At 64.4% G+C, this 25,485-nt stretch carries 28 protein-coding genes and 3 pseudogenes; 13 read left to right on the forward strand and 18 right to left on the reverse strand.

The genetic code is table 11. The features are described 5' to 3' along the window. The first annotated feature begins 39 nt into the window (after nucleotides 1–39). Entirely contained in the window at nucleotides 40–717 is a 678-nt protein-coding gene (locus BST40_RS08945; protein WP_075546775.1) for a GAP family protein, read from the forward strand. Here BST40_RS08945 and BST40_RS08950 read toward each other — a convergent pair. The 3 genes from BST40_RS08950 to BST40_RS08960 all read right to left on the reverse strand — a co-directional run bounded on the left by BST40_RS08950 (nucleotide 714) and on the right by BST40_RS08960 (nucleotide 3,163). After that, nucleotides 714–1,565, reverse strand: a complete 852-nt coding sequence (locus tag BST40_RS08950; RefSeq protein ID WP_241780230.1) for a bile acid:sodium symporter family protein — start codon at nucleotides 1,563–1,565, stop codon at nucleotides 714–716. The two genes, BST40_RS08945 and BST40_RS08950, sit on opposite strands and share 4 nt — an antisense overlap. A 255-nt stretch (nucleotides 1,566–1,820) precedes the next feature. Beyond that, entirely contained in the window at nucleotides 1,821–2,552 is a 732-nt protein-coding gene (locus BST40_RS08955) for a peroxiredoxin (RefSeq protein WP_075546739.1), read from the reverse strand. 83 nt (nucleotides 2,553–2,635) lie between these two features. Then, a complete protein-coding gene (locus tag BST40_RS08960) occupies nucleotides 2,636–3,163 on the reverse strand; it encodes a hypothetical protein (protein WP_240316410.1) in 528 nt (175 codons plus the stop codon). A gap of 128 nt (nucleotides 3,164–3,291) precedes the next feature. Here BST40_RS08960 and BST40_RS08965 point away from each other — a divergent pair, with 128 nt between their 5' ends. Both BST40_RS08965 and BST40_RS08970 read left to right on the forward strand, forming a co-directional pair. Continuing rightward, complete coding sequence (locus BST40_RS08965) at nucleotides 3,292–3,660, forward strand: SpoIIAA family protein (protein WP_075546740.1); 369 nt, start codon at nucleotides 3,292–3,294, stop codon at nucleotides 3,658–3,660. A gap of 95 nt (nucleotides 3,661–3,755) precedes the next feature. Then, entirely contained in the window at nucleotides 3,756–4,529 is a 774-nt protein-coding gene (locus BST40_RS08970; RefSeq protein WP_075546741.1) for a YqjF family protein, read from the forward strand. A gap of 3 nt (nucleotides 4,530–4,532) precedes the next feature. Here BST40_RS08970 and BST40_RS08975 read toward each other — a convergent pair whose 3' ends face one another. The 5 genes and pseudogenes from BST40_RS08975 to BST40_RS08995 all read right to left on the reverse strand — a co-directional run bounded on the left by BST40_RS08975 (nucleotide 4,533) and on the right by BST40_RS08995 (nucleotide 8,910). Further along, nucleotides 4,533–4,958, reverse strand: coding sequence for a hypothetical protein (locus BST40_RS08975; RefSeq protein ID WP_131808282.1), 426 nt, complete (start codon nucleotides 4,956–4,958; stop codon nucleotides 4,533–4,535). Further along, nucleotides 4,939–5,079 (reverse strand): annotated as a pseudogene (locus tag BST40_RS31060) (SDR family oxidoreductase); the annotation flags it as partial. The gene BST40_RS08975 and the pseudogene BST40_RS31060, both read right to left, overlap by 20 nt. 340 nt (nucleotides 5,080–5,419) lie before the next feature. Continuing rightward, nucleotides 5,420–6,391, reverse strand: coding sequence for a hypothetical protein (locus BST40_RS08985; RefSeq protein ID WP_131808283.1), 972 nt, complete (start codon nucleotides 6,389–6,391; stop codon nucleotides 5,420–5,422). A gap of 805 nt (nucleotides 6,392–7,196) precedes the next feature. Further along, nucleotides 7,197–7,940: a DJ-1/PfpI family protein gene (locus BST40_RS08990; protein WP_075546744.1), complete on the reverse strand. Its 744-nt coding sequence runs from the start codon at nucleotides 7,938–7,940 to the stop codon at nucleotides 7,197–7,199. A gap of 19 nt (nucleotides 7,941–7,959) precedes the next feature. After that, nucleotides 7,960–8,910 carry a GlxA family transcriptional regulator gene (locus BST40_RS08995; protein ID WP_083154050.1) on the reverse strand — a complete coding sequence of 317 codons (951 nt, stop codon included), beginning with the start codon at nucleotides 8,908–8,910 and terminating at the stop codon, nucleotides 7,960–7,962. 119 nt (nucleotides 8,911–9,029) lie between these two features. On the opposite strand from BST40_RS08995, the gene tpx reads away from it, so the two are divergent. After that, entirely contained in the window at nucleotides 9,030–9,527 is a 498-nt protein-coding gene (gene tpx, locus BST40_RS09000; protein WP_075546746.1) for a thiol peroxidase, read from the forward strand. A gap of 139 nt (nucleotides 9,528–9,666) precedes the next feature. On the opposite strand, the gene BST40_RS29340 is transcribed toward tpx, so the two are convergent. Continuing rightward, a complete protein-coding gene (locus BST40_RS29340) occupies nucleotides 9,667–10,539 on the reverse strand; it encodes a DMT family transporter (protein WP_075546747.1) in 873 nt (290 codons plus the stop codon). Nucleotides 10,540–10,697: 158 nt separating this feature from the next. On the opposite strand from BST40_RS29340, the gene pcaDC reads away from it, so the two are divergent. The 3 genes from pcaDC to BST40_RS09025 all read left to right on the forward strand — a co-directional run bounded on the left by pcaDC (nucleotide 10,698) and on the right by BST40_RS09025 (nucleotide 14,253). Then, the gene (gene pcaDC / locus BST40_RS09015; RefSeq protein ID WP_075546748.1) at nucleotides 10,698–11,861 is read left to right on the forward strand and encodes a bifunctional 3-oxoadipate enol-lactonase/4-carboxymuconolactone decarboxylase PcaDC; all 1,164 of its coding nucleotides are present in this window, start codon (nucleotides 10,698–10,700) and stop codon (nucleotides 11,859–11,861) included. Nucleotides 11,862–12,198: 337 nt separating this feature from the next. Then, nucleotides 12,199–12,756, forward strand: coding sequence for a chorismate--pyruvate lyase family protein (locus BST40_RS09020; RefSeq protein WP_075546749.1), 558 nt, complete (start codon nucleotides 12,199–12,201; stop codon nucleotides 12,754–12,756). A 306-nt stretch (nucleotides 12,757–13,062) separates the two neighbouring features. Further along, entirely contained in the window at nucleotides 13,063–14,253 is a 1,191-nt protein-coding gene (locus BST40_RS09025) for a 4-hydroxybenzoate 3-monooxygenase (RefSeq protein WP_075546750.1), read from the forward strand. 136 nt (nucleotides 14,254–14,389) lie between these two features. Here the strand turns inward: BST40_RS09025 and BST40_RS09030 are convergent, their stop codons facing one another. The 3 genes from BST40_RS09030 to BST40_RS33160 form a co-directional block, all read right to left on the reverse strand. Next, the gene (locus BST40_RS09030; RefSeq protein ID WP_075546751.1) at nucleotides 14,390–14,809 is read right to left on the reverse strand and encodes an NYN domain-containing protein; all 420 of its coding nucleotides are present in this window, start codon (nucleotides 14,807–14,809) and stop codon (nucleotides 14,390–14,392) included. A gap of 27 nt (nucleotides 14,810–14,836) precedes the next feature. Beyond that, entirely contained in the window at nucleotides 14,837–15,118 is a 282-nt protein-coding gene (locus BST40_RS09035) for a hypothetical protein (RefSeq protein WP_075546752.1), read from the reverse strand. A gap of 170 nt (nucleotides 15,119–15,288) precedes the next feature. Next, on the reverse strand, nucleotides 15,289–15,933 hold the full coding sequence (locus tag BST40_RS33160) for a PE family protein (RefSeq protein WP_075546753.1): 645 nt from the start codon (nucleotides 15,931–15,933) through the stop codon (nucleotides 15,289–15,291). A gap of 557 nt (nucleotides 15,934–16,490) precedes the next feature. Here BST40_RS33160 and BST40_RS09045 point away from each other — a divergent pair. Together BST40_RS09045 and BST40_RS09050 are read left to right on the forward strand one after the other, a co-directional pair. Then, the gene (locus tag BST40_RS09045; protein WP_241780228.1) at nucleotides 16,491–16,802 is read left to right on the forward strand and encodes a PE family protein; all 312 of its coding nucleotides are present in this window, start codon (nucleotides 16,491–16,493) and stop codon (nucleotides 16,800–16,802) included. Nucleotides 16,803–16,954: 152 nt separating this feature from the next. Continuing rightward, nucleotides 16,955–17,344: pseudogene (locus tag BST40_RS09050) on the forward strand (hypothetical protein); the annotation flags it as partial. 89 nt (nucleotides 17,345–17,433) lie between these two features. On the opposite strand, the gene BST40_RS09055 reads toward BST40_RS09050, so the two are convergent. Next, complete coding sequence (locus tag BST40_RS09055; RefSeq protein ID WP_075546756.1) at nucleotides 17,434–18,099, reverse strand: response regulator; 666 nt, start codon at nucleotides 18,097–18,099, stop codon at nucleotides 17,434–17,436. Continuing rightward, nucleotides 18,081–19,766 carry a sensor histidine kinase gene (locus BST40_RS09060; protein WP_183155003.1) on the reverse strand — a complete coding sequence of 562 codons (1,686 nt, stop codon included), beginning with the start codon at nucleotides 19,764–19,766 and terminating at the stop codon, nucleotides 18,081–18,083. Before BST40_RS09060 ends, BST40_RS09055 begins: the two co-directional genes overlap by 19 nt. A 127-nt stretch (nucleotides 19,767–19,893) precedes the next feature. On the opposite strand from BST40_RS09060, the pseudogene BST40_RS09065 reads away from it, so the two are divergent. The 3 genes and pseudogenes from BST40_RS09065 to BST40_RS09075 all read left to right on the forward strand — a co-directional run. Next, a pseudogene (locus tag BST40_RS09065) lies at nucleotides 19,894–20,553 on the forward strand (NAD-dependent epimerase/dehydratase family protein); the annotation flags it as partial. Between the two features lie 171 nt (nucleotides 20,554–20,724). Next, nucleotides 20,725–21,549, forward strand: coding sequence for a hypothetical protein (locus BST40_RS09070; protein ID WP_075546757.1), 825 nt, complete (start codon nucleotides 20,725–20,727; stop codon nucleotides 21,547–21,549). Further along, a complete protein-coding gene (locus BST40_RS09075) occupies nucleotides 21,546–22,277 on the forward strand; it encodes a hypothetical protein (RefSeq protein ID WP_083154052.1) in 732 nt (243 codons plus the stop codon). The genes BST40_RS09070 and BST40_RS09075 overlap by 4 nt, the downstream gene beginning before the upstream one ends. Nucleotides 22,278–22,342: 65 nt before the next feature. Here the strand turns inward: BST40_RS09075 and BST40_RS09080 are convergent, their stop codons facing one another. Next, nucleotides 22,343–22,612 carry a hypothetical protein gene (locus BST40_RS09080; RefSeq protein WP_075546759.1) on the reverse strand — a complete coding sequence of 90 codons (270 nt, stop codon included), beginning with the start codon at nucleotides 22,610–22,612 and terminating at the stop codon, nucleotides 22,343–22,345. 146 nt (nucleotides 22,613–22,758) lie between these two features. Continuing rightward, the gene (locus tag BST40_RS09085; protein ID WP_075546778.1) at nucleotides 22,759–23,031 is read right to left on the reverse strand and encodes an EF-Tu/IF-2/RF-3 family GTPase; all 273 of its coding nucleotides are present in this window, start codon (nucleotides 23,029–23,031) and stop codon (nucleotides 22,759–22,761) included. Nucleotides 23,032–23,122: 91 nt separating this feature from the next. On the opposite strand from BST40_RS09085, the gene BST40_RS09090 reads away from it, so the two are divergent. Beyond that, entirely contained in the window at nucleotides 23,123–23,491 is a 369-nt protein-coding gene (locus BST40_RS09090; RefSeq protein ID WP_075546760.1) for a hypothetical protein, read from the forward strand. Here the strand turns inward: BST40_RS09090 and BST40_RS09095 are convergent, their stop codons facing one another. Together BST40_RS09095 and BST40_RS09100 are read right to left on the reverse strand one after the other, a co-directional pair. Then, nucleotides 23,492–24,355: a glycoside hydrolase family 16 protein gene (locus BST40_RS09095; protein WP_075546761.1), complete on the reverse strand. Its 864-nt coding sequence runs from the start codon at nucleotides 24,353–24,355 to the stop codon at nucleotides 23,492–23,494. Between the two features lie 65 nt (nucleotides 24,356–24,420). Next, on the reverse strand, nucleotides 24,421–25,434 hold the full coding sequence (locus tag BST40_RS09100; RefSeq protein ID WP_075546762.1) for an NADP-dependent oxidoreductase: 1,014 nt from the start codon (nucleotides 25,432–25,434) through the stop codon (nucleotides 24,421–24,423). Nucleotides 25,435–25,485 lie beyond the last annotated feature (51 nt).

The raw sequence follows: 25,485 nt of genomic DNA on the forward strand, positions 1-25,485 counted from the left end.
GATGGCGCGACGACTCGCTATCCTCAGCCGGTGACCGCCATGTGGAGCAGCCTCATCCCGCTGATTCTCGGCGGCGTCGTGGAACCGATCGAGATCGCGATCACGATCATGTTGCTGGGCACGCCCTCGCATCTGCGGACGGCCGGCGCCTGGGTCGCCGGGCATATCGGCACCCGCCTTTTGCAGGGCCTCATTTTCGGCACCATCTTGCATTGGGGAGCCCGCGGGCGCAGCGCTGACACGAGTCACCCGCACCACTGGATTGTGTCGACGGTGCTGTTGGTGGTGGCCCTGCTGTTTCTGGTCACCGCCGCGCGCGAGCTGTTGAGCGACGACGATCCCGAGGCGCCGCCACCGAAGTGGATGAGGATGCTCATGTCGGCGACACCGATCAAGGCCTTCTTCATCGGGGCGGGTGTGATCACGGTCTCGGTCAAGGCGTGGGTGTTCACCCTGGCGGCCATCAGCGTGATCGGCGGCGCGGGTTTGCCGCGGACCGCCAATATCGCCTCCTACATCGCATTCGTGCTGCTGGCCATGAGCGCCAATCTGCTGATCATCGCGATGGCTGCGTTATTCCCTGCCCAGTCGCGCACCCTGCTGGACCGGATCCTGCGCTGGCTGCAGGCCAACAACCGGCCCATCATGGTCGTGGTGGGAACGGTTTTCGGACTCTGGTTCGGGTGGAAAGCCTTGCACGGCTTGGGAATTCTCTAACCGGGCGAGGCAGCTTCGTGCCGCCGCACCCAACGGATGTAGAGGATGCCGACGCCGGCGGTGATCAGGCCGTAGAGCGCAACCGCCCCGTGTTCGTCGGTGTCGGGAAAATTCGCCGACGCGATGGTCAGCGCCGTTGCCGGGTGGCGGCAACTGCTCGCGAACGCCACCACCGCCGAAAACTGCCGATCGGGCCCACCGAGCAGATGCCCGACGAGCAACGTGGCCACGACAAACACCGCCATGGCGACCAGGGTGGATCCGCTCAGGAGCTTCCACATCCGCGGCGCCGTGGCAATCAACAGCACGATCATTGCCACCGGCAGCACCCAGCGCTGGGCGCTCTCGATGGGACCCGCGATACGCTTGGCCGCCGCCGGCCAGACCGCCCCGATCGTCATTCCGGCGACGAGCGGCGCCAACACCGACACCAGCATCAGCTTGCCGATCGCCCACGGGCTGACCACGTACTGATGCCCGAATACGTTGCCCAGCAAGGTCGCAGCCACGGCGAGCACCGGAACGGCGAGCACCGCCAGCACGATGACCAGGCCCAGCCCGAACTGGACCTGTCCACCGGCCTTTTCCCCGCGCCGGGGCAACAATGGCGGTAACGGTGAGATCGCCAACGTCACCAGCGCAATGGCAACCTCCGGCCGCAGATCCATCATCTGGACCAGCAGCACCGCCACCCCGGGTGCAACGACGAGAACGGAGAGTAGCGACCGCGCCAGCAGTCCCGGACGTTGCGTCAGGTAACCCACATCGGCGAACTGCGCGGTCAACCCGTAACCCAGGATCACGACGAACAGGCTTATCTGAAAGGCGAGCTTCGCCGCTTCTGCCATTGTCACGACGCACAGCCTGCCATGACCCCCGGTGCCGCCAGCGCCGCAATCCCGAAACCGGTGTCGCAGCGCCGTCAGGCCGCGGCCGGTCCGATACGAAACGTCTTCGGTCCCAGTACATTCGAGGGTGCAGCTGCCGGCTGATCCGGGTCTCGACAGCCCAGGTCGGACGGATCGTCGTCCGGGACTTCCCGGCAAGTCCGCCGCCATGGCCTGGAGGGAACGTGCCGTTCGGACGCGCCGGCACTCGGCGTGTCAGGCACGGCCATCGACTCGAATCGCCGACTCGACGTCGTCGGCGCTGAGTTCCTTGGTGCAGAAGAACCAGTCGTCGCACTCGACGCCCGCGACGTGACCATCCATTCGCTCCTTGGCGGTGCCGCACGAACCCGCTGGTGGCACCATCACCCGGTCGCCGGGGCGCCAATCGGCCGGCGTCGCGACATCGAAGCGATCGGCCGTCTGCAGTGCCTTGACCGCTCGCAACAGCTCGTCGAAGTTGCGTCCGAGGCTCAGCGGGTAATAGATGATCGCGCGGACTATGGCCGTTGGGTCGATGATGAAGACCGCGCGCACCGCCTTCATGGTGTCCTCGCCCGGCATGATCATCCCGTACTTCTGCGCGACCTGCATCGAGACATCCTCGACGAGCGGGAAACCGACTTCCACGTCATGCATACCGCGGAAACTGATCTTGTCCTTGACGGTTCGTAACCAGGCGATGTGGCTGTACAGCGAGTCCACGGACAAGCCGACCAGCTCGGTGTTATAGGCCGCGAACTCCTGCTGCATCGACGCGAACGTCATGAATTCGCTCGTGCACACCGGCGTGAAATCCGCTGGATGGGAGAAGAAGATCACCCACTTGCCGGCATAGTCGGCGGGGAAGTTGATCCGGCCCTGCGTGGTGACGGCGGTAAAAGCCGGCGCCGGTTCCCCGATCCGGGGCAAGGCTGCAGCGGCGGCGGGAGTGTCGGTGACGGTCATCGTGGTCCTTTCGGTGGTTCAAACAGCTCAACAAATACCCATAGGGGTATATTCCGATCGTCCGCCCCTGCCCGCCCGAAGACTCAGGGGCTGGTGCCCTGGTTGACGATGAGCGGCGGTGGCGCTCCTTCATGGGGGTCGGCATGGGTCTTGTAGAACGGCGGCAGCGTGCCCGCGCCCGCCTCGAACGGTGCGAGGTATTCGGCGTCGAATGTCACCCGGTACCACTGGATTCCGAGCGACGCCGAGATGTCCGGGTCGCTGCTCGTGGCGTGGGCGATGTTGGTGACTCGTACGCATTTCACGTGCTCACTCATGATCGACGAGAACGTCGCCAGCCCGGTGCTGTCCCGATCCGGTTCCGTGGCACCGTAATTGGCACGCAGCGGACCGCCGAGGTATCCCCACGCGGTGATGTAGTCGTGGTTGTTGATTGCCGAGAAGTAGTCGGCGATCACCTGCTGACCCTTGCCGGCAGGGACGGCGTCGGGCTGACCGTTGGCGCACCCCGGATCGGTCGTGCCGCGTCCGGCCGGGGCCACCGCGACGCCGATCAACACCGCCACCGCGGCGATTAACGAGCCCGCGCTCCGAAACCGTGAAATAGCCATACCGGCCAACATAAAGGGGACTTTGGCCTCTTATCCACGACTTGCGGCGACGGCGATCATGGACGACGTCGCCAGCACGAACTCGGGACCGTTCAGCTTCGTCACAGAACGTCACCTAGGAGTAGCACATGATCGAATACGACTTGGACACCGACCACTCGATCCTGCTGGTGCGGCCCAAATCCGCGCTCGACAGCGATGACTTCGACCAACTCGCGAAGACGGTTGACCCCCATATCGAGGCGGCGGGCGACCTGGCCGGGCTGATCATCGATGCTCCCGGGTTTCCCGGCTGGGACAGCTTCGGGGCGATGGTTACCCACTTCCGATTCATCCGGGATCACCACAAGCACGTGAAAAAGGTCGCCGTGGTCACCGACTCTCATCTAGGAGATGTCGCCGAGCATCTGACATCACACTTCGTGGCGGCAACGATTCGTCACTTTCCCGCCGCACAGACCGACGAAGCACGAAAATGGATTATCGACGGCTCCTAAACCATCGGCTCCCGATCTGAACTGACGACGCCGGCCCCGCTGATGAGCTTTCGCGAATCCGTCCCACCGTTCGGCCCGCGTGCCACGATGGTCGAATGTCCGCCACACCCGCACCGTCGTCGCAAGCGCCAGATGAGAATTCGGCCCTGGCGGGGTACCCGGTCACCGCCCCGCCGCTGACCGGTCGGGTTACCTTCGACCAGCTCTGGACCGATTTGACGTTCGTCCATTGGCCGGTGTTACCCGACAGTGTCGCGCAGCTGTATCCACCCGGGACCCGACCCGACGTCTTCGCCGATGGGATGACCTACGTGGCGCTGGTCCCTTTTGCCATGACCGGCACCAAGCTCGGCACCGCACTCCCGCTGCCGTATTTCGGCAGCTTTCAGGAGACCAACATCCGGCTCTACTCGATCGATGACGCCGGTCGCCACGGCGTCCTTTTCCGGTCACTGGAAACGGCACGGCTGGCGGTCGTGCCCGTCACCCGGATCGGCCTGGGCGTCCCTTATACCTGGGCCAGGATGCGAATGACACGCTGCGGCAAACGGATTACGTATGACAGTGTGCGCCGTTGGCCGCGGCGCGGGCTGCGCAGCCGGCTCACCATCGAAATTGGCGAGGTGGTCGACCCCACGCCGTTGGAGATCTGGCTGACCGCCCGTTGGGGCGCCCACACTCGCCACGGCGGCCGGACGTGGTGGGTACCGAATGAGCATGAAACGTGGCCATTGCACGCCGCCGAGATCGTCGAACTGGATGACGAACTGCGCGACGCGAGCGGGGTGCGACCCGCCGGCCCGCGGTTGCGCGCCCTGTATTCACCTGATATGCGAACGCGTTTCGGACGTCGCTGCCTCGTCGGGTGAGGTTCAATAGGCCAGCACGTGGAAATGCCCACGGGGACAGTCGCCTTCGATGCCGCTGAACGGGTCGTCGTCGAATTCGCGCCAGTTCCAATGCTCTCCGCAGTAGGACGCCGCGCAGTCCGGGCAATGGAAGGGTGCGTAAGCGTAGCCGACGCGATACAGCGCGGACGCGTTCGCGCCGGCGATCGCTTCGGCCACGGCGTCGGCGCGGTCGGCCGAAAGGGGCTGAGTGGCCACGCCGAAGAAGGTCTGCACCACGACCCGCGCTTGGCCATGCGGGCGAACCAGGGCATCCAGCCCGGCCAACGCCTCGAGGGCCGGCCGGGATTTGTCACCGAGCGGTTCGGCTGGTCCGGCGAGCCGCACTCGTCCCGCAACGTTGCCGCATACCGCGCAACCGAAGCTCGCCTCAGGGGCAGGTATATCCACCGTCGATCACAATATCGGAGCCCGTCATGTAACTCGATGCCTCGCTGGCCAAGTCCAGGTAGAGGCCGGTGAGTTCATCCGTACGGCGCAGGCGGCCGAGCGGTATTTTGGGCTTCCACAAACGCCTTGCGGCAATGGCTACTTGGCGCCGGCCTCGAACGTACGCCAGAGCCACCTTCTTGCCGATGCCGGCGCAGCCCCCGGTGATCAGAGCCCGCTTGCCGGGTAAGTCAATTCGTCATCCCTCCAGCCCTGACCGCCAATCGACGCGGGCTCTAGTGTGTCCGGTAGGGGCGGGCGGCCGGCTTGCCACCGACCACATCCTGGCCCCCGAAACTTCACCGCGGTAACGCTGTTCGAATCGTAGGAGTTATGCCTGCGCGCCTGTATCGACCGGCTGCGCGATCAGGGGCACACCGGGCGTCCCGGAGAAGCAGACCTGAATAGACGGTTGGCCAGCATCAGGGACCCGGCTGAGGGCCTTCGTCTCCGCCCTCAGGCCAATATATGAACTCGTGATTTTCCGGGATTGGCAATGTTTGGTTTGAGAACTGCGTTAACAATTCAATTGGGTCTTCCTGTTGCATGGTGCGCAAATAGTCGGCGAATACCGGATCCACCTTGAAGCCATTTATAATCATGTCGCGATTCAGATCGTCATTATCCGCCGAATGATTAACTATTGCCTCATTCTGAGCATCACGCATAAGCTGAGTGAGGTCTTCTATGTGTACATAACCGGCCCTTTCCGGAATGTAGACATACGAATTCGGGTCCAACGCAAGGTTGTTAAGCGGTCGATAGACCGGCAATTCGTTGAATCGTGCTTCCATGTTTTGCTCGCCGCTATTATGTATCCAATCGCTGTTCTCGGGTCTTTCCGGGTCGGGTAGCGGGTGAAAGTTGTCGGCCGGAACATTCGAGATCTCAGTCGGATTCACTGACCCGCCTTCGTCATCGGACGAATCATCGTAATCGTAGTGGTCCGCCGGGAGATTTATTGTCGGCCGGTATTCGAGCACAGTCGGCAGCTCAGTACCACCATTGCCTATCTGAGCGGTTGCGGCGGGCGTATCGGCAACATCGACGTCCTGGGTGTTCGTGGCGGTGGCGTCACTCTGCGTCGAATTAGTCGTGGAGCTATCAGTCAGATCGCTGGTGGCGCTTGTGCAGCTATCAAGTTTGAAGCCATCACGGGCGGCCAAAGTGATGGCGAGCCGGCCCACGCCGATATGAGAACTGCCGCTGTCCGCGGCGATGATCGCATCCAGGGCGGCGGTGACCCCGCTGGCCAGGGCCAGAGCTCCAAGTGCGGCAGTGGCGGCCTGCGTGCGCCGCTGCAGCTTGCTCCGCCTGGCCTTCATGCGCCCCGCGGCGGCGTCCGCGTAAGAGACGTCGCCTTTCGGCATCGATTTATGGGGTTGTTCAATCATTTTCAATGACCTCTTCCAGAAGTCTGATCGTGCAGGTTTTGCATTCTGATCGCAAAGTTGAGCGCTCCAACATGGGCGGCCAGCGCGAATCGAACCAACAATACTAGTCATTTCCGCCCCGGCGTCAGCGGTTAATTATCTCCGCTACGAGATCTTGCGCGCGAGCTGTAAATTTGCTCCGCACAGCCGCTAAACATTAGCACGAATCGTCTTCGCGCCGGCGTCTAACGTCAGCAATACTATGTTCATTCCGGCCCAGTTTAAATGCAAGGATGATAACACGAGTATTGAAATCGGAACGCTGATAACTCGGCTCCAGACGTGCAATCGCTGCCGTCATCGCGGCTGGCGTCGGGCGGCCCCATCCAGGCATTACTCGCATCGAATCCTTTGCATTGTCGATACTATTCGGTGCCAGCCCGGCGCCACCATATACCAAAGGCTGACCGTCCGCACGAACAAGATCTCATCAATAAAAATCTAGACGAGCATAAACAGGTCAGCGCGGAGCAACTATCCGCCGACATACCGAACCGCTGTCCCCCGATCGGGGGACACGACGCTTCCCCCAAACCGACGTCTGGCTGTATCCACCAGGTGTGCATTAGCCAAAGATTCGCAAGCAGCCAAGCTTGGCAACCCAGCAAAGGGTCAACCCATGCAAGAACGGCGACATTGGGCATCCCGCTGGGCTGTGAGTGTGCAGGATCTTCAGGTGGCGTTCAAGCAAACCAACATCAAACTACCTGGCGCCGACGTCATCTCTCGATGATCACGTCGCCATGGCGATCCCGGAGGCACACGACTATCCCGATACAACCGCCGGCTGCCGCTTGCGTCGGCGCGACCGGACCGCCGCCAGCGCCTGCCGCCAGGCGAGCATCGTCGCGGCCGTCAAGTTGGCCGGTGTGGCGCTGTCTTTGGACAGCAGAGCCGTCGCCGCGGCCTTGGTGGTGGCCGACGCCTTCGACATGTGGCCGGAGTCGAACGGCGGCTGTGGGTCGTACTCGATCGCCAACTGGATCGCCTTGGCGCGACCTTCGCCGCCGATTTCCCCGGCCAGCCAGAGCGCCAGGTCGAGTCCCGCGGACACACCCGCGCTGGTAATGACGTTGTCCTGACGCACGATCCGCTCGTCGGCGACGGGGATGGCGCCGAATGCCTTCAGCGCGGGAATGGTCAGCCAGTGCGACGTCGCGCGTCGATCCTTGAGCAGCCCGGCGGCTGCCAGGATCACCGAGCCGGAACACACCGACGTGGTCCAGCCGGCAGTCCGGTGAGCCCGGCGCAACCAGTCCAACAGCTTCTCGTCGCGCGCATGCACCGGCGTCGACGGCCCGCCCGGCACCAGAATGACGTCGGGCGTGGGTGTTTCGGCCAACGTGTGGGTGGCCCCGAGCACCAGCACTCCGGAGTCCGCGGTGATCGGTCCGGATTCGTGCCAGACGAACCTCACCTCGGTGTGCGGAAGGTTTCGCAGCACCTCGTAGGGGCCCACCATGTCCAGCGCCGTGAATCCCGGATAGGTGACGATCGCGATCTGGGTCATCGGTGTTCTCCTTGATGTGTCAGGCGAAGGTTTTGCGGTACTGGTCCGGCGAGATGCCGACCCGGCGAATGAAGTAGCGCCGCAAAGTCTCTGCGGTGCCGAACCCGCAGCGGGCGGCGATGGCCACCACGGTGTCGTCGGTCTCTTCCAGCTGCCGGCGCGCGGCTTCGGTGCGGACGCGTTCGACGTATTGGCCCGGCGCTTCACCGACCTCATCGGTGAACACCCGGGTGAAATGGCGTGGGCTCATCGCCGCGCGGCGCGCCAGGTCGTCGACGCGGTGGGCGCCACCCGGTTCTGCTTCGACGGCCTCCTGCACCTGCCGGATCGAGGACCGTTTGGCCCGCGGCAGCCAGACCGGAGCCGCGAACTGCGTCTGGCCGCCAGGGCGGCGCAGATACAGCACTAGCCAGCGGGCGACGGTCTGCGCGATCTCGGTGCCGTGATCATCCTCCACCAGCGACAGCGCGAGGTCGATCCCCGCCGTCACCCCCGCGGCGGTCCATACTGTCTCGGAGCTGCGGATGAAGATCGGGTCGCGATCCACCTCGACGGCGGGGAACTCGCGGGCCAACCGGTCGGCGAAGGCCCAGTGCGTGGTGGCCCGTCGACCGTCGAGTAATCCCGCCTGCGCCGCCAAGAACGCGCCCGTGCAGACGGTGACGAGACGGTCGGCAGTTCGCGCAACCGCCGCGATCCACTCCACCAACTCGAGGTTGCCGCGTGCGGCATCAACCCCCGCACCGCCGGGCAGCACCACAGTGTGCACGGGTGCGCTCGGATCCGGCAGCGGCTCGGTCATCAGAGCAAGGCCGGTTGCGGTGGTCACCGGCTGCCCGCCGGGGGAGACCGGCGTGACGTCGTAGCCGCCGTGGGTCAGCAGCGATGCGCCAGCGAAGACCTCGAACGGTCCCACCACGTCGAGCGCCTGAACCCCGGAGTAGCCGACGATCAGCACTTTGCGGGCCATGGACTCAGTGTTGGCCAGACAACGGCATGGCGTCTACGCCCTACACCCCACAAATTAGGACATGGGTCCGCGGCAGACCTGGTCACAGGCCGCGATCCCGATCTTGGCAGACTGTGCTCATGGCACAGATAACCCTGCACGGAAATGCGATCAACACTGTCGGCGAACTGCCCGCTGTCGGAACTTCGGCCCCCGCGTTCACGTTGACCGGCGCCGACCTCGGCGCCGTGGGCAGCGACCAGTTCCGCGGCAAGGCCGTCGTGCTGAATATCTTTCCGTCGATCGATACGCCGGTGTGTGCGGCCAGCGTGCGGACCTTCAACGAGCGGGTCGCCGCAACCGGCTCGACGGTGGTGTGCGTGTCGAAAGACCTGCCATTCGCGCTGAAGCGATTCTGCGGTGCCGAGGGGATCGAGAACGTCACCACGGCCTCGGCGTTTCGGGACCGCTTCGGCGAGGACTACGGCGTCACCATCGCCGACGGCCCCATGGCCGGCCTCTTTGCCCGAGCCATCGTGGTGATCGGTGGCGACGGCAAGGTGGCCTACACCCAGCTGGTGCCGGAAATCGGGCAGGAGCCCGATTACGACGCCGCGCTCGCGGCAGTCAGCGGCTGACCGCCCGACGCCCTAGCCGCTGACCACCCGGCTGGCCGGATCGGTTGCGGCGAGTATGTCGATCCTCTGCATTTGTCGGCGGCTGTCAACGAAAATCGTCGGCTGCGCGAGCGCCCAGCCGTGAACGTCTGGCGCTCGATCAGCCGGTTGGCCGACGACGCTGCGTCAGCGCCGCACCAAGTAGTACCAGCGCCGCACCCCCGAGCAGGCTCCATCCAATAGGCTCGTGCAGAAATATGGCGCCAACGGTAACGGCGACTACGGGGATCAGATACGTCACGGTGGAAGCGGCAGTGGCTCCGGCATCACGAATAATGCTGTGCTGCAAGACATATGCAAGCCCCGTGCCGAGAACGCCAAGCGCCAGAACGGCACCGAGGGTGGTGGTTCTCATTGTCGGAATCCGTGGCGCCGTCGCGAGGCAAATCAGTATCAATTGCGCACTGGCAAGGCTGAGCTGACAAGCGGTGAGCACCAGCGGCGAATAGCCGGTGTGACGGAGGAAATGGCGTACATAAACCCACCCGAAGCCCTGACAGGCCGCTGCGGCGACTGCCACCAACACACCGCCAGTGTCGGCATGGACACCGTCCCACACCCGCAGGACCACCGCCACACCGGTCAGGCCAATGAGGATCCCCAATACGGTGTGTGCCGTTGCGCGCTCGTCATGCAGCACGGTAAACGCAAACAGCACGGTGAATAGCGCTGACGTGCCGTTTGCCACTCCAGCCACTGCTGACGACACGTGCCGCTCGGCGTACCCGTACAGCGAGAACGGCGCGGTATTGAGGAAAAGCGCGGCGACGAAAAGGTGCATCCACAATCGCTGAGTGTGTGGTAGCGCCAGACGCATCACCACGACACCAGGAGCGACCGCAAGAGCCCCCAGCAGGCAGCGAGCGAGCGTGATCTCGGCCGGCGACAAATCCGCCAAGGCAACTTTGATGAACAAGAAACTGCAACCCCAGATGATGGCCAACAAACCAAGGTTGAGCTGCCAGACAAACAATCTGCCACCACGTCGAGCAAGCAAACCCCGCGTCACACGCCTAGCATCCCTGCGCGGATACCTCAAAAACAAGCGAATCAATGCCTGACGCCATAACTTTTGGGAAAATCGACTCGGTCGACAGCGAGTTTCGACGGTTGAACGCTCAAGGAGGCGACGTGCCGGTCCCACGCCTGATCGCAACAGATTTCGGCGGTCCCCACGACGCAGGCGTGCTACTGCTCGGACCATCCCTCGGCACGTCGGCGAACACCCTATGGGCGGCCGCGGCCCAACGGCTCGCTGACTACGTGCGCGTGGTGGGTTGGGACCTGCCCGGCCACGGAAACAGCCCCGCAGCCACATCACCGTTCACCATCGCCGAGCTGGCGAACGGGGTATTGACGTTGGCCGACGAGATCGCCGATGCGGGTACTTTTCACTACGCGGGGGTTTCCATCGGCGGGGCGGTCGGACTTCAATTACTCCTCGATGCGGCTCACCGGTTGACTTCCGCGACATTGCTTTGCACCGGCGCGACGATCGGCACCCCCGAAGATTGGAAAACCCGCGCGGCGCGGGTTCGGGAAGAAGGTATCAGCGCGCTCTCAGAGTGCGCACCTAAGCGCTGGTGCTCCGCCAGGTTCGTCGAGCGTCGGCCGGCGGTTGTCGCAAGGCTGCTCGACGTGCTCGGCGTGACCGACGCCGAATCTTATGCTCTGGCATGCGAGGCGCTGGCAGACTTCGATGTCACCGGCCGGCTATCGCACATCAGCACACCTGTCCTGGCGGTCGCGGGTGGCGAGGACTGTGTAACGCCACCGGAATGCTTGCGCCCGCTAGTGTCCGGGGTCAACGACGGCCGGGTGGTGGTCCTCGATGAAGTTGGTCACCTGGCCCCCGTCGAAGCACCTGAGCAAGTCGCTGACCTCATACTCAGCCGTATCGATACCCGGGACAACGCCTATCAGGCAGGCATTGCCGTGCGGCGCGAGGTCCTCGGCAACGCACATGTTGACCGCATCATGGCCGAGAAGACAGCCTTCACCGCCGACTTCGAGGACATGATCACCCGCTATGCGTGGGGCAGCGTTTGGACCCGTCCCGGGCTGGATAGGCGCAGCCGATCGATGATCACGTTGAGCGCGTTGGTCGCCTGCGGACACCCTGACTATTTGCCCATGCATCTTCGGGCCGCACGACGGAATGGCCTCACCAACGACGAGATCAAGGAGCTGTTGCTACATCTGGCGATCTATGTCGGTGTACCGGAGGTGAATTACGCTTTTCGCATCGCCAATGAGGTGCTCGCCGACTACGACGCAGCTGAAGCCACGCGATGACACACCGCAATTTCCGATGCGGTCGCCGATCGGCAGGTCTTCGTGATCAAAGGCCTTTCCCGGTACCCGCCGATGTTGTCGAATGCGCTGCTATCGAGCGCTTGAGTTCAACCTTTATGGGTCCGTTGCTTAGCTTGCGAGTTTGCTCCCGGCGACGTATCATAGCTGCATCAATCCTGTTGACGCTGATTGCCGTTAACCGCACCAGTGATCCGTCGCGAATTGCGAGTGTGACGACGGCAGTTCTAGTTAATTTCCCGGCAAGCCAAGAATGCGCTCAATATATCGAGCCCGCAGGCGGGTTTTATGTATTTGGGCTGGTCGCAGGAGAACAGATATGACGCGAACCATGTTGTCCGACATAGAGATACGAAAGCTCGACCGTGACTTGCAAATCCTTTTAGCGACGAACGGCACTCTGACGAGGATCCTCAAGATCATCACGAATGATGAGATCGTTGTGGATATTATCAGTCAACAGATTCATCCCACCGCGCCTGAAATACCTGACTTAGAGCGACTACCAGATAGCCGAATTCTGCAGCGCCAAACAATACTCAAAGGCCTCCGTTCCGGCGAAGAATTTATAGCCGCCGAAGCCTTGATCGCGATGGATCTCCTACCAACGACGATTCTGACAACACTAACGGAGACGGACCATCCCATTGGCGAGCTGATGGTAGCTAGTTGCCTGGAAATGTTCAAGGAGACGGCTGAAGTGTGGGTGGCGGAGTTGCCCGCATGGCTGGTCTCAACTTCCAAACGAAAACGACATGCACCGGTCATTGCACGGCGGTATCACATGATCGTAGACGGTCAGTCGGTTATCGTTCTTACTGAGTATTTTCTGCCCGGGATCTTTCACGGTCGCCCTATGCAAAATTGGGCGAGTTAGCGCACCATCCAGCGAGATTCCATTCCCGTTGTTTCGGTATGGAAGATCGATCGCCGTCACAGATTGCCGTCGCTCTGAAATCGCTTGCGCCGGTGCACTACTGCCAGGGCGAATAGCATTCCGCGTCTTCCGGCGCCCACGTAAACCACCAAGGTCGTTCAGCGACGCGATATGCGCAAATTCCCGCGTGCCGAAGTGCCGATGGCCAACAGAATGTCCAGCTGTGATGCTGCCCGGCGACGCGTCAAGGCCGAGACCTGCGCTCCCGTTCTTTGTAAGTTGTCCACCCTGTTGTTGACTTGAACCGTGCGCACCCAGGTCGCAATCGTTGGAGCCGGTCCAGCCGGCATGCTGCTGTCACACCTGCTGGCCGCCGAGGGCGTCGACTCCGTGGTTATCGAAACCCGTTCCCGGGACTATGTTTTGGGGCGCATCCGCGCCGGCATCCTGGAGCACGGCTCCGTCCAGCTCCTCCAGTCGGTGGGGCTGGGCCGGCGGCTGACGCAGGAAGGAATCGAGCATGGCGGAATCTATCTGCAGTGCGAAGGCCAACGCCAGCGTTTTGACTTCGTCAACCTGGTGGGGCGCAGCGTGTGGGTTTACGGACAGACCGAACTCCAGCGCGACCTGATTGCCGCCCGCCAGGCCGACGGTCAACACATCTTTTATGAGGTTGCCGACGCCACCTTGTACGACATCGACACCGAACGGCCGTATCTCACATTCATCAACGGCGCCGGGGTGCCGCACCGGCTTGACGCCGATGCGATCGTCGGGTGCGACGGGTCGCTGGGACCCAGCCGCGTGGCCGTACCCGACGGCTCCAAACAGGTTTGGGAGCGCGTCTACCCCTATTCGTGGCTATCGGTCCTGGCCGATGTGGCACCGTCGACCGACGAACTGATTTATGCGTGGCATTCGGAAGGTTTCGCGCTGCACTCGATGCGCTCCAGCACGGTGAGCAGGCTGTATCTGCAAGTACCCAACCACACCAACATCGCTTTGTGGACTGACCAACGCATCTGGGATGCCCTTGCACGCCGACTCGGTGACGGCATCGAGGGCTGGTCGCTACGCCCCGGCCCGATTGCTGAGCGCAGCGTCTTGCCGATGCGAAGCTATGTGCAGGCCCCGATGCGGTACGGCCGGTTGTTCCTGGCGGGTGATGCCGCCCACATCCTGCCGCCCACCGGAGCCAAAGGACTGAACCTGGCCATCGCCGACGTCGCGCTGCTCGCTCCCGCGCTAAGCGCGTTGGTCAGAAGGAACAAGCCCGAACTGGCCGACGCTTACTCCTTGGCCGCGTTACGCAGGGTGTGGCGATATACCCACTTCTCATGGTGGATGACGACCATGCTGCACACCACCGGGGACCCGTTCGACACCCAGTTACAGCAGTCTCAGCTGCAATGGCTGTACTCGAGCGACGCCGCCGCGATAGGGCTGGCGGAGAACTACACCGGCCTGCCGCTAACTGGGCGCGATGTCCTTAGATGAGCGGCATTTAGACCCACCGGCCAGTCGCCCTTCGGGCGGCATGGGTCGAGACGGATCATCGCGAAGGCCAATGGGCCGGGGTCGGCGTGAACGTCACCACCCACCCTGGTTGGACCCCGTGCTGCGGTGCGCGTCGTCATTGAACCCGGCAGTGGCCTTCGGGTCCGGGGGCGGGCGGGTCGATGAGACTTCGAAAACGTTCCGCCCGGTAGACGGTGGCGCCTAACTGCCGGACCCGGTCGGTCAGCGCCTTGTCCGACGTCACGACGGCAATCGCATCCGGTTGAGCGTCGGCTTGCACCAGCCGGACGATCTCGTCGTCAGCCGAATTGGCAGCGGCTTCGGGTGCATATGCCACCTCTACCGCCGAAGAGCGAATAGGCCTGGACGGGGGCCGCTCGAACACCACGGTCACCGCGTGACCGCGCGCGCCGCGCACGTCAGCGGCCCACCGGTCCAGCTTGCCCACCAGCGCGACCATGGCGCCGTGACGGTCTTTCCACCAACCGTCCGGGCGACTGCCGATCACGTTCATACCGTCGACGATCCAGCGCACACCTCACCGTACGATGCATGACCCAGGCTAGAACCACCAGCGTTTCCGGTGTTTTCGGTTGATCTCTTTGCGGAACCTCTCCACGTGCTGCTCAGCGGCGGCCGATTCCAGCGACCCGAGAGCGTTGACCACCTCCAGGTGCGAAAGTATGAGTAGGCCGTTCAACTGCTTGAGTCGTTCCGGGTTGTTCGCCAGCGACTCCTGGTCATCGATGTAGATGAGCAAGAAGTCGCGCAGCGCCTGGCTGCCGGTCAACCGCTCCGGGATTTTCATCTCCCGCAAGATGGTGGCCATGTCCGGGTTGGTCACTACGCCCTCTCTTTCGCTTCCTGCGCTACCACGGGACAGCGCAAGCGTAGGAGATGCGCTGCAAACAGAACCGTGGCGTGCGACTGTTGACTACCGCATGCAGTCGGCCGAGCGCTCGCCACGGATGCGCGGAGTCAGCTAGGGAATTATTGCGGGACCGACGGGGCTTGTCAGGCCAGGCGTTCACCGGATTGCGCGTCGGCCTGCTCGTCGCGTTCGCGTTCGTCCTGATCCGCGGGTCCGGTAGCTGACGTCAGACCTGCTTTGGAGGCGCCGCCGGCCGGTGCGCCGCCGCCCATTCCGCTGCTCAGCGGCGCCGCGCCGCTCATCGCCGACGATCCGGCGTTGGCAACGGTCGACGCCATCGGCGACGATGACGCTTCCACCATCTGCGACATCAGCGGCGCGCGCGCCACCGATTCAGCCGCTGCCTGTACTGCCCCGGGGCCCATGAGTCCCGGGGCAAGCGTTGCCCCGGCGCCACCCGCGCCCGAACGGGATATCGCCGCACCACGGAAGGCCAGGGCGTCGGCGGCGCTGTCGTCGGCGTCGCCGTACATCCGGGCGATGTTGGTCAGCGCCGAACCGGTCCGCATCAGCTCTTCTTGCGCCGCTACGTTGGACGCCAACATCGAGGCGGCCTCCTGCGCAAACGCCATCACCGCCTGCGCCGAGACCTCCTCAGCGCCTGCGGGGATCAGGCCAGTCAGCACCGTCATCGCCGCAGTGCTGCCCGCGCTGATGCCCTGGCTGCCGATGTCGACCAACTGCGAACCAATATCGCCTGCCGACGGGTCGTGTGACATGGTGTCCATTTGCCTGCTGCTCCTATGTATTTGTGCGCGGACATGACCGTGGTCGTGACCGCCTAGCAACTCAACGATCAGCGGGGCCCGTGGCGCGGCTGCTGCCGCAAACTCCGGTACAGCTGCGCTGCACGATTGTTCAATTCTAAGGCCTCGTGGAGCCCTAGCCAGGCACTTTCTTTTCAGGACGGTTTAGTGACGGCGCCGTTGGGCATGTTGCCGGAATCGCTGGGGCCAATTGTGACGCAGCACACCACGCCGGCTGTGCTGTCGCGCGGCGCAATCACCGGGCTCCGGCTACCGGCACCGTGCTTGAGCATAATGCGCACAAGCCGGAAATCGTCACTTATGCCGGGTATCGCCTACAAGCGCGACACCAGCGCAGCGACGTCTTAAATTCGGTCTCACAAGCACCGAAGACATTCGCGATCAGCAGCGCGAAAGGTCAATGGGTGCGGATTGAATATCCATTCTCGAGTTGCCGTTCTGTCACTTTCCCGCCGGGCAGACGAATTCGACACGAGCAGACGAGGAGTACGTTAATGCAGCCCATATCATTTGATCCGGTGGTGGCCGACATCGGTAGCCAAATGGCCGATCTTGGTATCCGCTCCCTGCAGGCCGCCGCCGCAGCGGCGAGTTCGGTGACCGGCCTCGCTCCCGCCGGGGCGGATGAGGTCTCCGCGCAGGCGGTGGCGGGGTTCTGCACCCAAGCAGCTTCGATACTGGCACTGAACCAGGCTGCGCAGGAAGAACTGATGCGAACCGGCGCGGCGTTCAGGCAAGTCGCCCAGTCCTACACCGAGGTCGATGAAGCGGCCGCCGAGAGCGTACTGCTGGCCCTCTTTCCGATGACCAACCCGTGGCTGGCCTGGTGAGCCCGCGGGCCGGTCGATTGTCACGCAATCACCATCGGCCATTTCTTGGCGAACCCAATTTTCCGGTCACCAAATAATTTCCGAATCACACCCGAAATCAGACAGGAATAAAGTCATGGTTGCATCCTGCGGCGTCCAAGAATGGCCGTCGGGTGACCGGTGTGGCGGCTCGGTTCGCACAACGGGTGGGGCGGGTCGCCGAAAATGGCTCGCTCACGTTGGCGATGCCCGTCAATGAACGGATCCCCGGCGATACCCGGGCCAACGCGGTCACCAACGCCGACATCACCGTCGAGCAGTTACCCGCACCGACAGACCTACGGGACATCCGGGCCACCATCAAACAAGCGCTGATCCGCCACCGCCACGAGCCCAGCGCGCGGTGGGCACTCATGCCGCTAGTGCCGCTACTGCCCAAGGGACTGGCCAAGCGATTGGTCACGGTGGCGGCCGGCGGCCCGGGCACCGTCGTGGCATCCAATCTCGGTGCGATCGATCCGGCCGCGGCCCGGCCCGACGGCACGGACGCCGACTACTTCGCCCACCAGCCGGGCCGCAACCACGGGCTGGCCGGCCTCCGAACCGCTGGACGGGCCGCGTAGGCCGCCGCCGTATTGGTCTGTTGACCCGCTCAGCGCGAGACGATCGCCGCGAATTCCTGCTCGGGCCGGCCGGTGGCGCCGTAGCGCAGCCCAACGCTCACGTCGCCGCTGGAGTTCATCGCCGCCAGATAGCGTTGTGCGGTGGCCCTGGATATGCCGATGGCTGCTGATACTTCGGCCGCCGACATGGGTGTCTGTGACTTCTTCAACGCCTGCAGCACAAGCTGTTTGGTGGGGGAGGCCGCGGTTGCCGAGGACTGGGCCTGGGCCAGGCGGGGGCGAAGCGCATCCAGCGCCGCGTCGACGTCGCGGGCACTGAGGTTGGCGCCCGCCAGGATCTTGCGGTAGCGAGCGTAGCCGGACAGCCGGGCGGCAAGCTCGGTGGTCGAGAACGGCTTGACGAGGTAGCTCAACGCGCCCGCGGCCATGGCTGCGCGGACGGTCTCGGCTTCGGTCGCCGCGGTCAAAATCATGCTGTCGGAACGCAGTTCGCGAACGAAATCGATTCCGGAGCCGTCGGGCAGGTAGACGTCTACCAGCGCCAGGTCGACGGCAGGTGCCTCGCGCGCGGCCGCAACGGTGTTGGCGGTACCGGTCACCGCGAAACCCGGCATCGCGGCAACGACTCCGGCATGCATGTTGGCGACGCGGAAGTCGTCGTCGATCACCAGCACGGTCAGGTCTGAGCCACCCATTGCCCCTCCTCGGCCAGCACGCCCGGCAGCCGGGCGATGAACTCTGCGCCTCGCAGCGGTGATGCCGGGTCGCCCCGGCTCGACAGCCAAAGATCGCCGCCCCGGGAACGGCTGATCTGGCGTGACAACGCAAGCCCGATGCCCCGCCCGCCCGGTATTCCGGAGTCCCGCTTCGTCGTGGTGCCCTCGGTGAACAGCTGCTCGACGAATTCGGGCGCCACACCGTCGCCACTGTCGGCCACCGTGACGTGCAACGTCGAACCCTCTTGCAGGAGCTCGATTTCCACTTCTCTGGGAGCGTTTTGGCTCACGCGGGCGGCGTCGATCGCATTGTCCAGCAAGTTGCCCACCACGGTGGTGACGTCGACGGGCGACTCGAGGCGGCCGGTAATCCAGGTGTTCTCGCCAATCCGCAACGTAACCCCGGCCTCGCGGGCGGCCGCGGCCTTGGCCGCCAGAAACGCCTGCAGATGGGTGTCTCGGATGGCGTCGATACCGGGTACTGCCGACGCGAGCGGCCCCGACCCTAACAGCTCCTCCAGATACTGCAATCCCTCCTCGACGTGGCCGGTGTGCAACAGCCCATTCAGCAGGTGCAGGCGATTGGCGAACTCATGGCGTTGCGCGCGCAGCGCGGTGCTCATCACTTGCACCGCGTCGAGTTGGCGGGTCAACGACTCGACATCGGTCCGGTCCCGCACCACCAATACCGTTCCCAGCTCGCGCCCGTCGCGCGATACCCTTCGCGCCGAGACCACGACGATCCGTTGGCCGACCGTGGCCAGCGAGGGAGCGGCCTCGGCCGCGGTGAACACATCGAGAACGCGTGGGGTCAGCCCGATCTCGTCAATGCGGCGGCCCACGTCGTTGCCGATCTCGAGCAATCGGCACGCCTCGTCGTTGACGAAGGTGATGCTTCCGCTTTCGTCGGCCGCCAGAACGCCCTCGCCGATACCGTGCAGCACGGCCGCCTGAGTGCGGACCATCTCGGCCATCTCGGTCGGCCGCAGACCCAGTGTCAGCCCGCGCCAGCGGCGGGCCAGCGCCACCGACCCGGCCACACCGATCAGCAGCGCCGCACCTCCCAACGGGGCCAGTACCCGCAGATTCTTGGAGAACTGCTCGTCGAATGCCTTGGTGGAAATGCCGACGCTGACCATTCCCAGCACCCGATTCGAACCGGGTTCCACCACAGGCACTTTCGCGACGATCGACCGCCCTAGGGTGCCGGATTGGTGGACTATTTGTTCGTGACCGCCCAGCGCCTCCCCGGGATCGGTGCTGACCCGGCCGCCCAACTCGTCGCGACGCGGATGCGCCAGCCGGATGCCCTGGGTGTTGGCGATGACCACGAACAGCACATGGGTGCGTTGCTCGACTCGTGAGGCAACGCTTTGCAGCGGTCCGGACGCCAGCTCGTCGACCACTGCGGCGCTCGGGGCCAACGGGATCTGGTCGTAGCGTGAGATGTTGGCGAGCACCGTCGGAGACGACGCCACCACGCGCGCGATGTCCAACGCGTGAACACCATACTGAAGGTCCAGGCGGTGCCGATTGAACTGGGCGAACAACGCGAATGCCACGACCAACGTCAGCGTCACGAGCACCAGTTGAAGCAGCAGTACCCGGCTGGCGAGCCGCAAGTCGATGCGACCCCGGTACGCCATGAGGGGACCTTACCGCGCCGATGAGCAGAATGCGCGAAAGTCTGCGGGCCACATGCCGTCCCGGAGGTGATCGGGGGTGGCCGGCGCCCGACGTTCGGCACGATGTAGTCACCACCGCATCGACGAAGACCAGGACCTCAGCGCCAACGCGGAGTCGATTGGTCCGCTGATGGCCCGGTGCCGCGGTGCAAAGGCGTTCCTGCACTGCTCATCGGCGGCCGTCTACGATCCGCCGAACGACCTGCCGCGCACCGAGCGTGCGGCTCTCGGCGACAACCACCGGTTCCTGTTCCCCACGTATTCGATCTCCAAGATCGCCGGTGAGGCGGTCGCCCGGTCGACGGCACGGATCCTGGAGGTACCCACCACCATCGCCCGCCTCAACGTACCGTACGGCGACACTGGCGGGTGGCCGTACTTCCACATGGAGATGATGCTCGCCGGCATTCCGATCCCGGTTCCGCCCGGCGAATCCGCAAACTACAACCCGATACATCAGGATGACATCGTCGCCATGATCCCGAAATTGCTTGCAGTGGCGTCGATTCCGGCGACAACGGTTAACTGGGCCGGTGACCAGATTGTCAGCATCCAGCAGTGGTGCGCCTACCTGGGCACCCTGATCGACAAGGAGCCGATGTTCACCGAGAGCGATCGGGCGCTGCGCGGGAATCCCGTCGACCTGACCCGGATGCGCGAACTCATCGGCAGCGCAACCACAGTCGACTGGCACGAGGGATTACGTCGGATGGTGGCCAGATTTCACCCAGAGCTGGTTCAGGCCTGACGGTAACGAAACGCCGAAGCGCCGGGACAACGACGCCGTGGCAGCCGTTACTGCCGAAGCAGAACACTGTGTCGATCGGGTTGACGGCCGGGCGGCCGCGATAGTGTTACGCCGGCGAACCCCGGTGGCGATGCGGACATCGCACCGGCCGGCCCGCGGGAGGAGTCGCGAATGGGATCCCAGGCCGCAGGACCCGCTCCTTCGCGCAGCCAACCATGGCCCCGGGTGGTAGGGGCCGCCGCGCTTGCCGTGCTGGGCGCGTGCGGTGCGGCGTTTCTGGTGACGGCTCCCCGCTCGGATACCGCCCCGGCGAACCTGGCATCGCGAACCGACTGGGACCTGGCGACGGCGTTGCCCGCCGGCGCCGACTTCCCGTCCGACTGGGGATATTCGTTGACGGGGCGGTTGCGGCGAGCCGCGCCAGCAGATCCGGGGGCGTTGAGTACGGCGCCCCGTCAGGACCCGGCAGCGGCCTACGAACCGGGCGGCTGCGGCGACATTCCCACGATCCTGGACCATGCCGGGGGTGCGTTGGCCGCATACGTCCAGGTCGACCGGTACGCCCAACTATTCGTTCAGGACGCGGCGTCGGCCGATTTCGCCGCGACCGGCGAAGGCCGCGAGCACGGACCCAACGCCCGCTTCGCGATCTGGGTCGTCCTCGACGCGGCGGCACGGATCGCGAACTACCTGGACTGGCTGGGCCGTTGCCCCTCCTATCGCGTCACCAACTATTTCTTCGATGGCCGAGTCAAAAACCATCGGACCGTCACCACTGCGGTGGGAGCGCGCACGGCCGCCGGCGCCGATGCCGCCGTCACAGTCACCCGAACGTTCACCACGATCGGTAGCCGCGACCCTTCGTCGACCTACCACGTCACGTATTACGCGGTACGTGGCGTACTACTCGAATGCACTATCTATATGGAGGGTCCCGAGCTCGATCTGGTGCAAAAGCTCGCCGGCCAAACGCTGCAACGGCTACGCGCGCTATGAACCGACTCTCGTGGCGCCCATGGGTGATCGCGGCTGCGCTGTGCGTGCTGGCAGCGGCCGCCATCGTGATCACCGCACCCGGGGTGCTCAGCGCCCGACGGCATAGCAATCCCGCGGCCCCGGGCCCACTTGCACCGAAGCTGGCCTCGTTGAGCGACCAACAATTGGCGGAGTTGCTGCCCAAACCGACCGATTTTCCTGCCTCGTGGACCGTCAGCGATATCAAGGAACTGTCCGATACGTTCGGGTACTTCAGATACCACGTGTCCGATGAGGGCCTGGGCTTCAGTCCCGTCGAATGCTTCGCGGTGGTCGGGGTCGCCTCGACCGGCGCTTTCGATGCGGCCGAGGTGTTCGGGCACGACCCCGCCGATCCGCCCGAGGTCGCCGACCGTCGAGACATCCGGCTCATGGTCGGCCGCGAATTCGACCCCACCGGATTCGACGCGTTCACCGGCCTGGTATCACGGTGTCTGCGCTTCAGCAGCGCCGCCGTCGGCTCCTATGAGGTGCGCATCCTCGAGGATTCGCACTCCGCCGACGGACCGCAGCGGTTCCGGTACTCGATCACCGCAACCATTGGCGGGGAGCCGGACGCCGCCCGGACCGATTACTACTCCTACGCGCGCACTTCGGGACTGATTCTGAGCGGCACGGCCAGCACCGGGCACCAGCAATCCTTCGATGCCCTCTTCGACAGCACGCTGCGCCGAATCTCCAACCGCTGACCCGCCCACAAACGGCACCGTGCCGAACCCGGTTCGGGTCCGGCACGGTTCGCCGCCGCCAGCCATCAATGGTCAGCGCCGCCAGGTCCCTTGAAGTAGCGGGTCAGGAAGCCGGTGGCCGCGATCGCCGCGACGGCGCCGGTCACGGTCCACAGCACGAACTGGAAAGCCACCGAACCCATGAACCAGCCGAACGTCATCGAGAGGTACAGCAGCCAGATCACCCGGTAGAAGGACCACGCCGCCAGCAGGGCGAGGCTGATGCCGATCGCCAGGCTTGGTTGGCGATCGACGCGGTTGATCTTTTCCGCGATGCCGGCGGGAATGATGTTCATGGGCTCTTCCTTTCGCGTGAGGCGCCGCCTCGGTGGCGTCGTCGTTGCGACAAGTACAGGGCCGTGAGGCCGCTACCGATCCCAACAACGCGTGCCGGCTGCCGGAGGAGACGCAGGCGGGCGGGACACCGCCGGGAAGGCACGCTTTACGCCAGAAACACACCCGCCGCCGAGGTGATCACGTCCCCGGCGGCCAGGTCGCGGTTGCTGAGCTTCTTGAAGAGCAGGCCGACGTTGTCACCGGCGGTCGCCGTATCCAGCTTCTTGCGGAACGCCTCGATGGCGTCGACCCGCACCCCGGGTCCGTCGTTGATCCGCACCTCGTCGCCGACCCGCAACTGCCCGTACTCCACGCGGCCGGTGGCCACGATCCCGCGACCGCGGATGTAGAACACGTCCTGGACCGTCATGCGAAACATGCGGCAACGGTACTGTGTTCCGGCTCGCGCCGGCTCCAGGTTCCAGCCGACCCGATCGACGAGCACCGCGTGGCGCCCTACCCTGACGGACATGAACTGGTTGCGGCGAGCGAGGAAAGCCGCTGCGGGCCAACGAGTCACGCGCGCTGACCGGCAGCGGGCAAGGGACGCGGTCGCCGAACTCAACACGCTCAACGCCGACCTGGAACGGTTGCTGCGCGACGGCTTGGCGGGTGTGGCCACAATCGTCGGGATCCGCCGCAACGTCGCGACCACAACGCTGGGATCCTGGCACGAGCTGGAACTGGATGTCAAACTGCCAGAACGTGATTCGTATCGCGCGACGCGGCGCATCGCGCTCGAGCTGTCGACGGCACCGCATCTCGCGGTCGGCGCCGAGGTGCCGGTGCGGGTGGATCCCCGGGACCCGTCGAAAGTCCTCGTGGTCGCGACGTTGTGACTACCAGACCCGGACCCAGTCGACCAGCATCTGGGCGGGATAGGTTCCCGGCCCAGGGTCACCGCCGCCGGAGCCGGCGACCGCGAGGTTCACCACCGGAGACACGGTGTAGCCGGGGTCGTTGAACGGCCAGTCCGGCAGTGAATGCGCCGCCACGGTGAAGTACGGCTGCGCGCCGTCGACATAGTCTTGCCAGAACCGCATCCCGCTGTCATCCCATTGGCATCGCCAGGTGTGCCACCCACTGTCCAGCGCGATATTGTGCGTCTTCCATTCGGAGCCATTCGATTTGGCATGGACGGTGGTAGCCGACGGCCAGCTGCCGTTGCCATACCACTCGAGGATGTCGATTTCGCCGCGGTCCTCATTGGACAACCACCAAGCCGGCCAACATCCGGCGGTCAGGCAGTCGAGTTTGACGCGAGCCTCCCACGTGTGGCCGATACCGCCCCGCCACGGGCTCTGCAGCTTGCCCGAATAATAGGTCCCGCCGTCTTTCGCGGCACGGATGACCAGGTTGGAATGGCCGTCGAGGAACACATTCTGGCGATCGTCGCGGTACTGCCCGACGTTCTCGGGGCGCTCCCAGTACGTCGGGTCCTTCATCTGCTCGCGCGCCCGGGCTATGGTCCACTTCGACGAATCGGGTGCCGAACCGGCGGGGCCGTCGAACTCGTCGTGGAAAACGTAGTTGCCCGCCTGACCGTTGGGTGCCGGCGCCGCGGGCATCGGCGTTCGTCCTTCCGGCGCGCCGCGTCGGGCCGGGTCTGCATGCGCCCTGGGAACCGGATTCGCCACCCCCAGCACGCCTACGACACCGAAGCCCGTCATCAGCATCATGCGACGACGATCCATCTCAGGCATAAGCCAGGGACGATAGCAGCCCACGACAACCGGCGCCGTACCGCGCCAAACCGCGATCGACTGGGTTACCCGGGCACCTTGACCACGAGCTTGCCGATGTTCTTGCCGTCGAACAGCATGTTGATCGCGGTGGGTAGTTGCTCGAAGCCCTCCACTACGGTTTCCAGTGGCGTGAGCTTTCCCTGGGCGATAAGCCCGGAGATCTCCGCTATCGCCTCCGGTGCGCGGTGCAGGTGGTCGAGGATGATGAAGCCCTGCAACGTCGCGCGCTGGACGAGCAAGTTGCCGAATGCCCGAGGTCCGGGTGGGGGCTCGGCCGAGTTGTAGCCCGAGATCAGGCCACACAGCGCGATGCGCGCGCCCATGTTGAGGCGCGCGAAAATCGCATCCATGATGTCACCGCCGACGTTTTCGAAGTCGACGTCGATGCCGTGGGGAGTGGCGGCGGCCAGTTGTGCCGGCCAGTCGTCGGCCCGGTGGTCGACAGCGGCGTCGAAGCCAAGCTGTTCGGTAAGCAATGCGCACTTTTCCTGGCCGCCGGCGATCCCGACGACGCGTGCCCCGTCGGCTTTGGCGAGCTGGCCGGCAACCGAGCCGACGGCTCCGGCGGCGGCCGACACTACCACCGTCTCGCCGGCCCGCGGCTTGCCGATGTCGCGAATCCCGATCCACGCCGTGAGCCCGGTCATCCCGAGTGCGCCGAGGTAAGCGCTGGGGGAGACGCCCTCGGCGACGTCGACCGGAAGCAACGGCATCGCGTCGGAGACCACCGCGTATTCCTGCCAGCCGACCAGACCCTGCACCGTCTGACCGACCGGGTATCTGAGATTTTTCGACGCGATGACCTCACCGAGCCCGCCCGCACGCATGACCTCGCCGATACCGACCGGCGGCAGATAGGACGGCATGTCGTTGATCCACGCGCGGTTCGTCGGATCGAGCGATATCCAGGAGACGCGGACCAGTGCCTCCCCGTCGGCGATTTCGGGGACCGGTGCCTCGCTGAGTTCGAAGGTGTCAGCACCGATGCGTCCGGTGGGTCGTTCACGGAGCAGAAATCGGCGGTTGCGATCGGCCATGAGCGCACGGTACCCGACACATCAGCGCGGCGGCAGACGCGCCAAATCCTC

The sequence above is a fragment of the Mycobacterium persicum genome (assembly GCF_002086675.1).
Taxonomy (GTDB): Bacteria; Actinomycetota; Actinomycetes; order Mycobacteriales; family Mycobacteriaceae; genus Mycobacterium; species Mycobacterium persicum.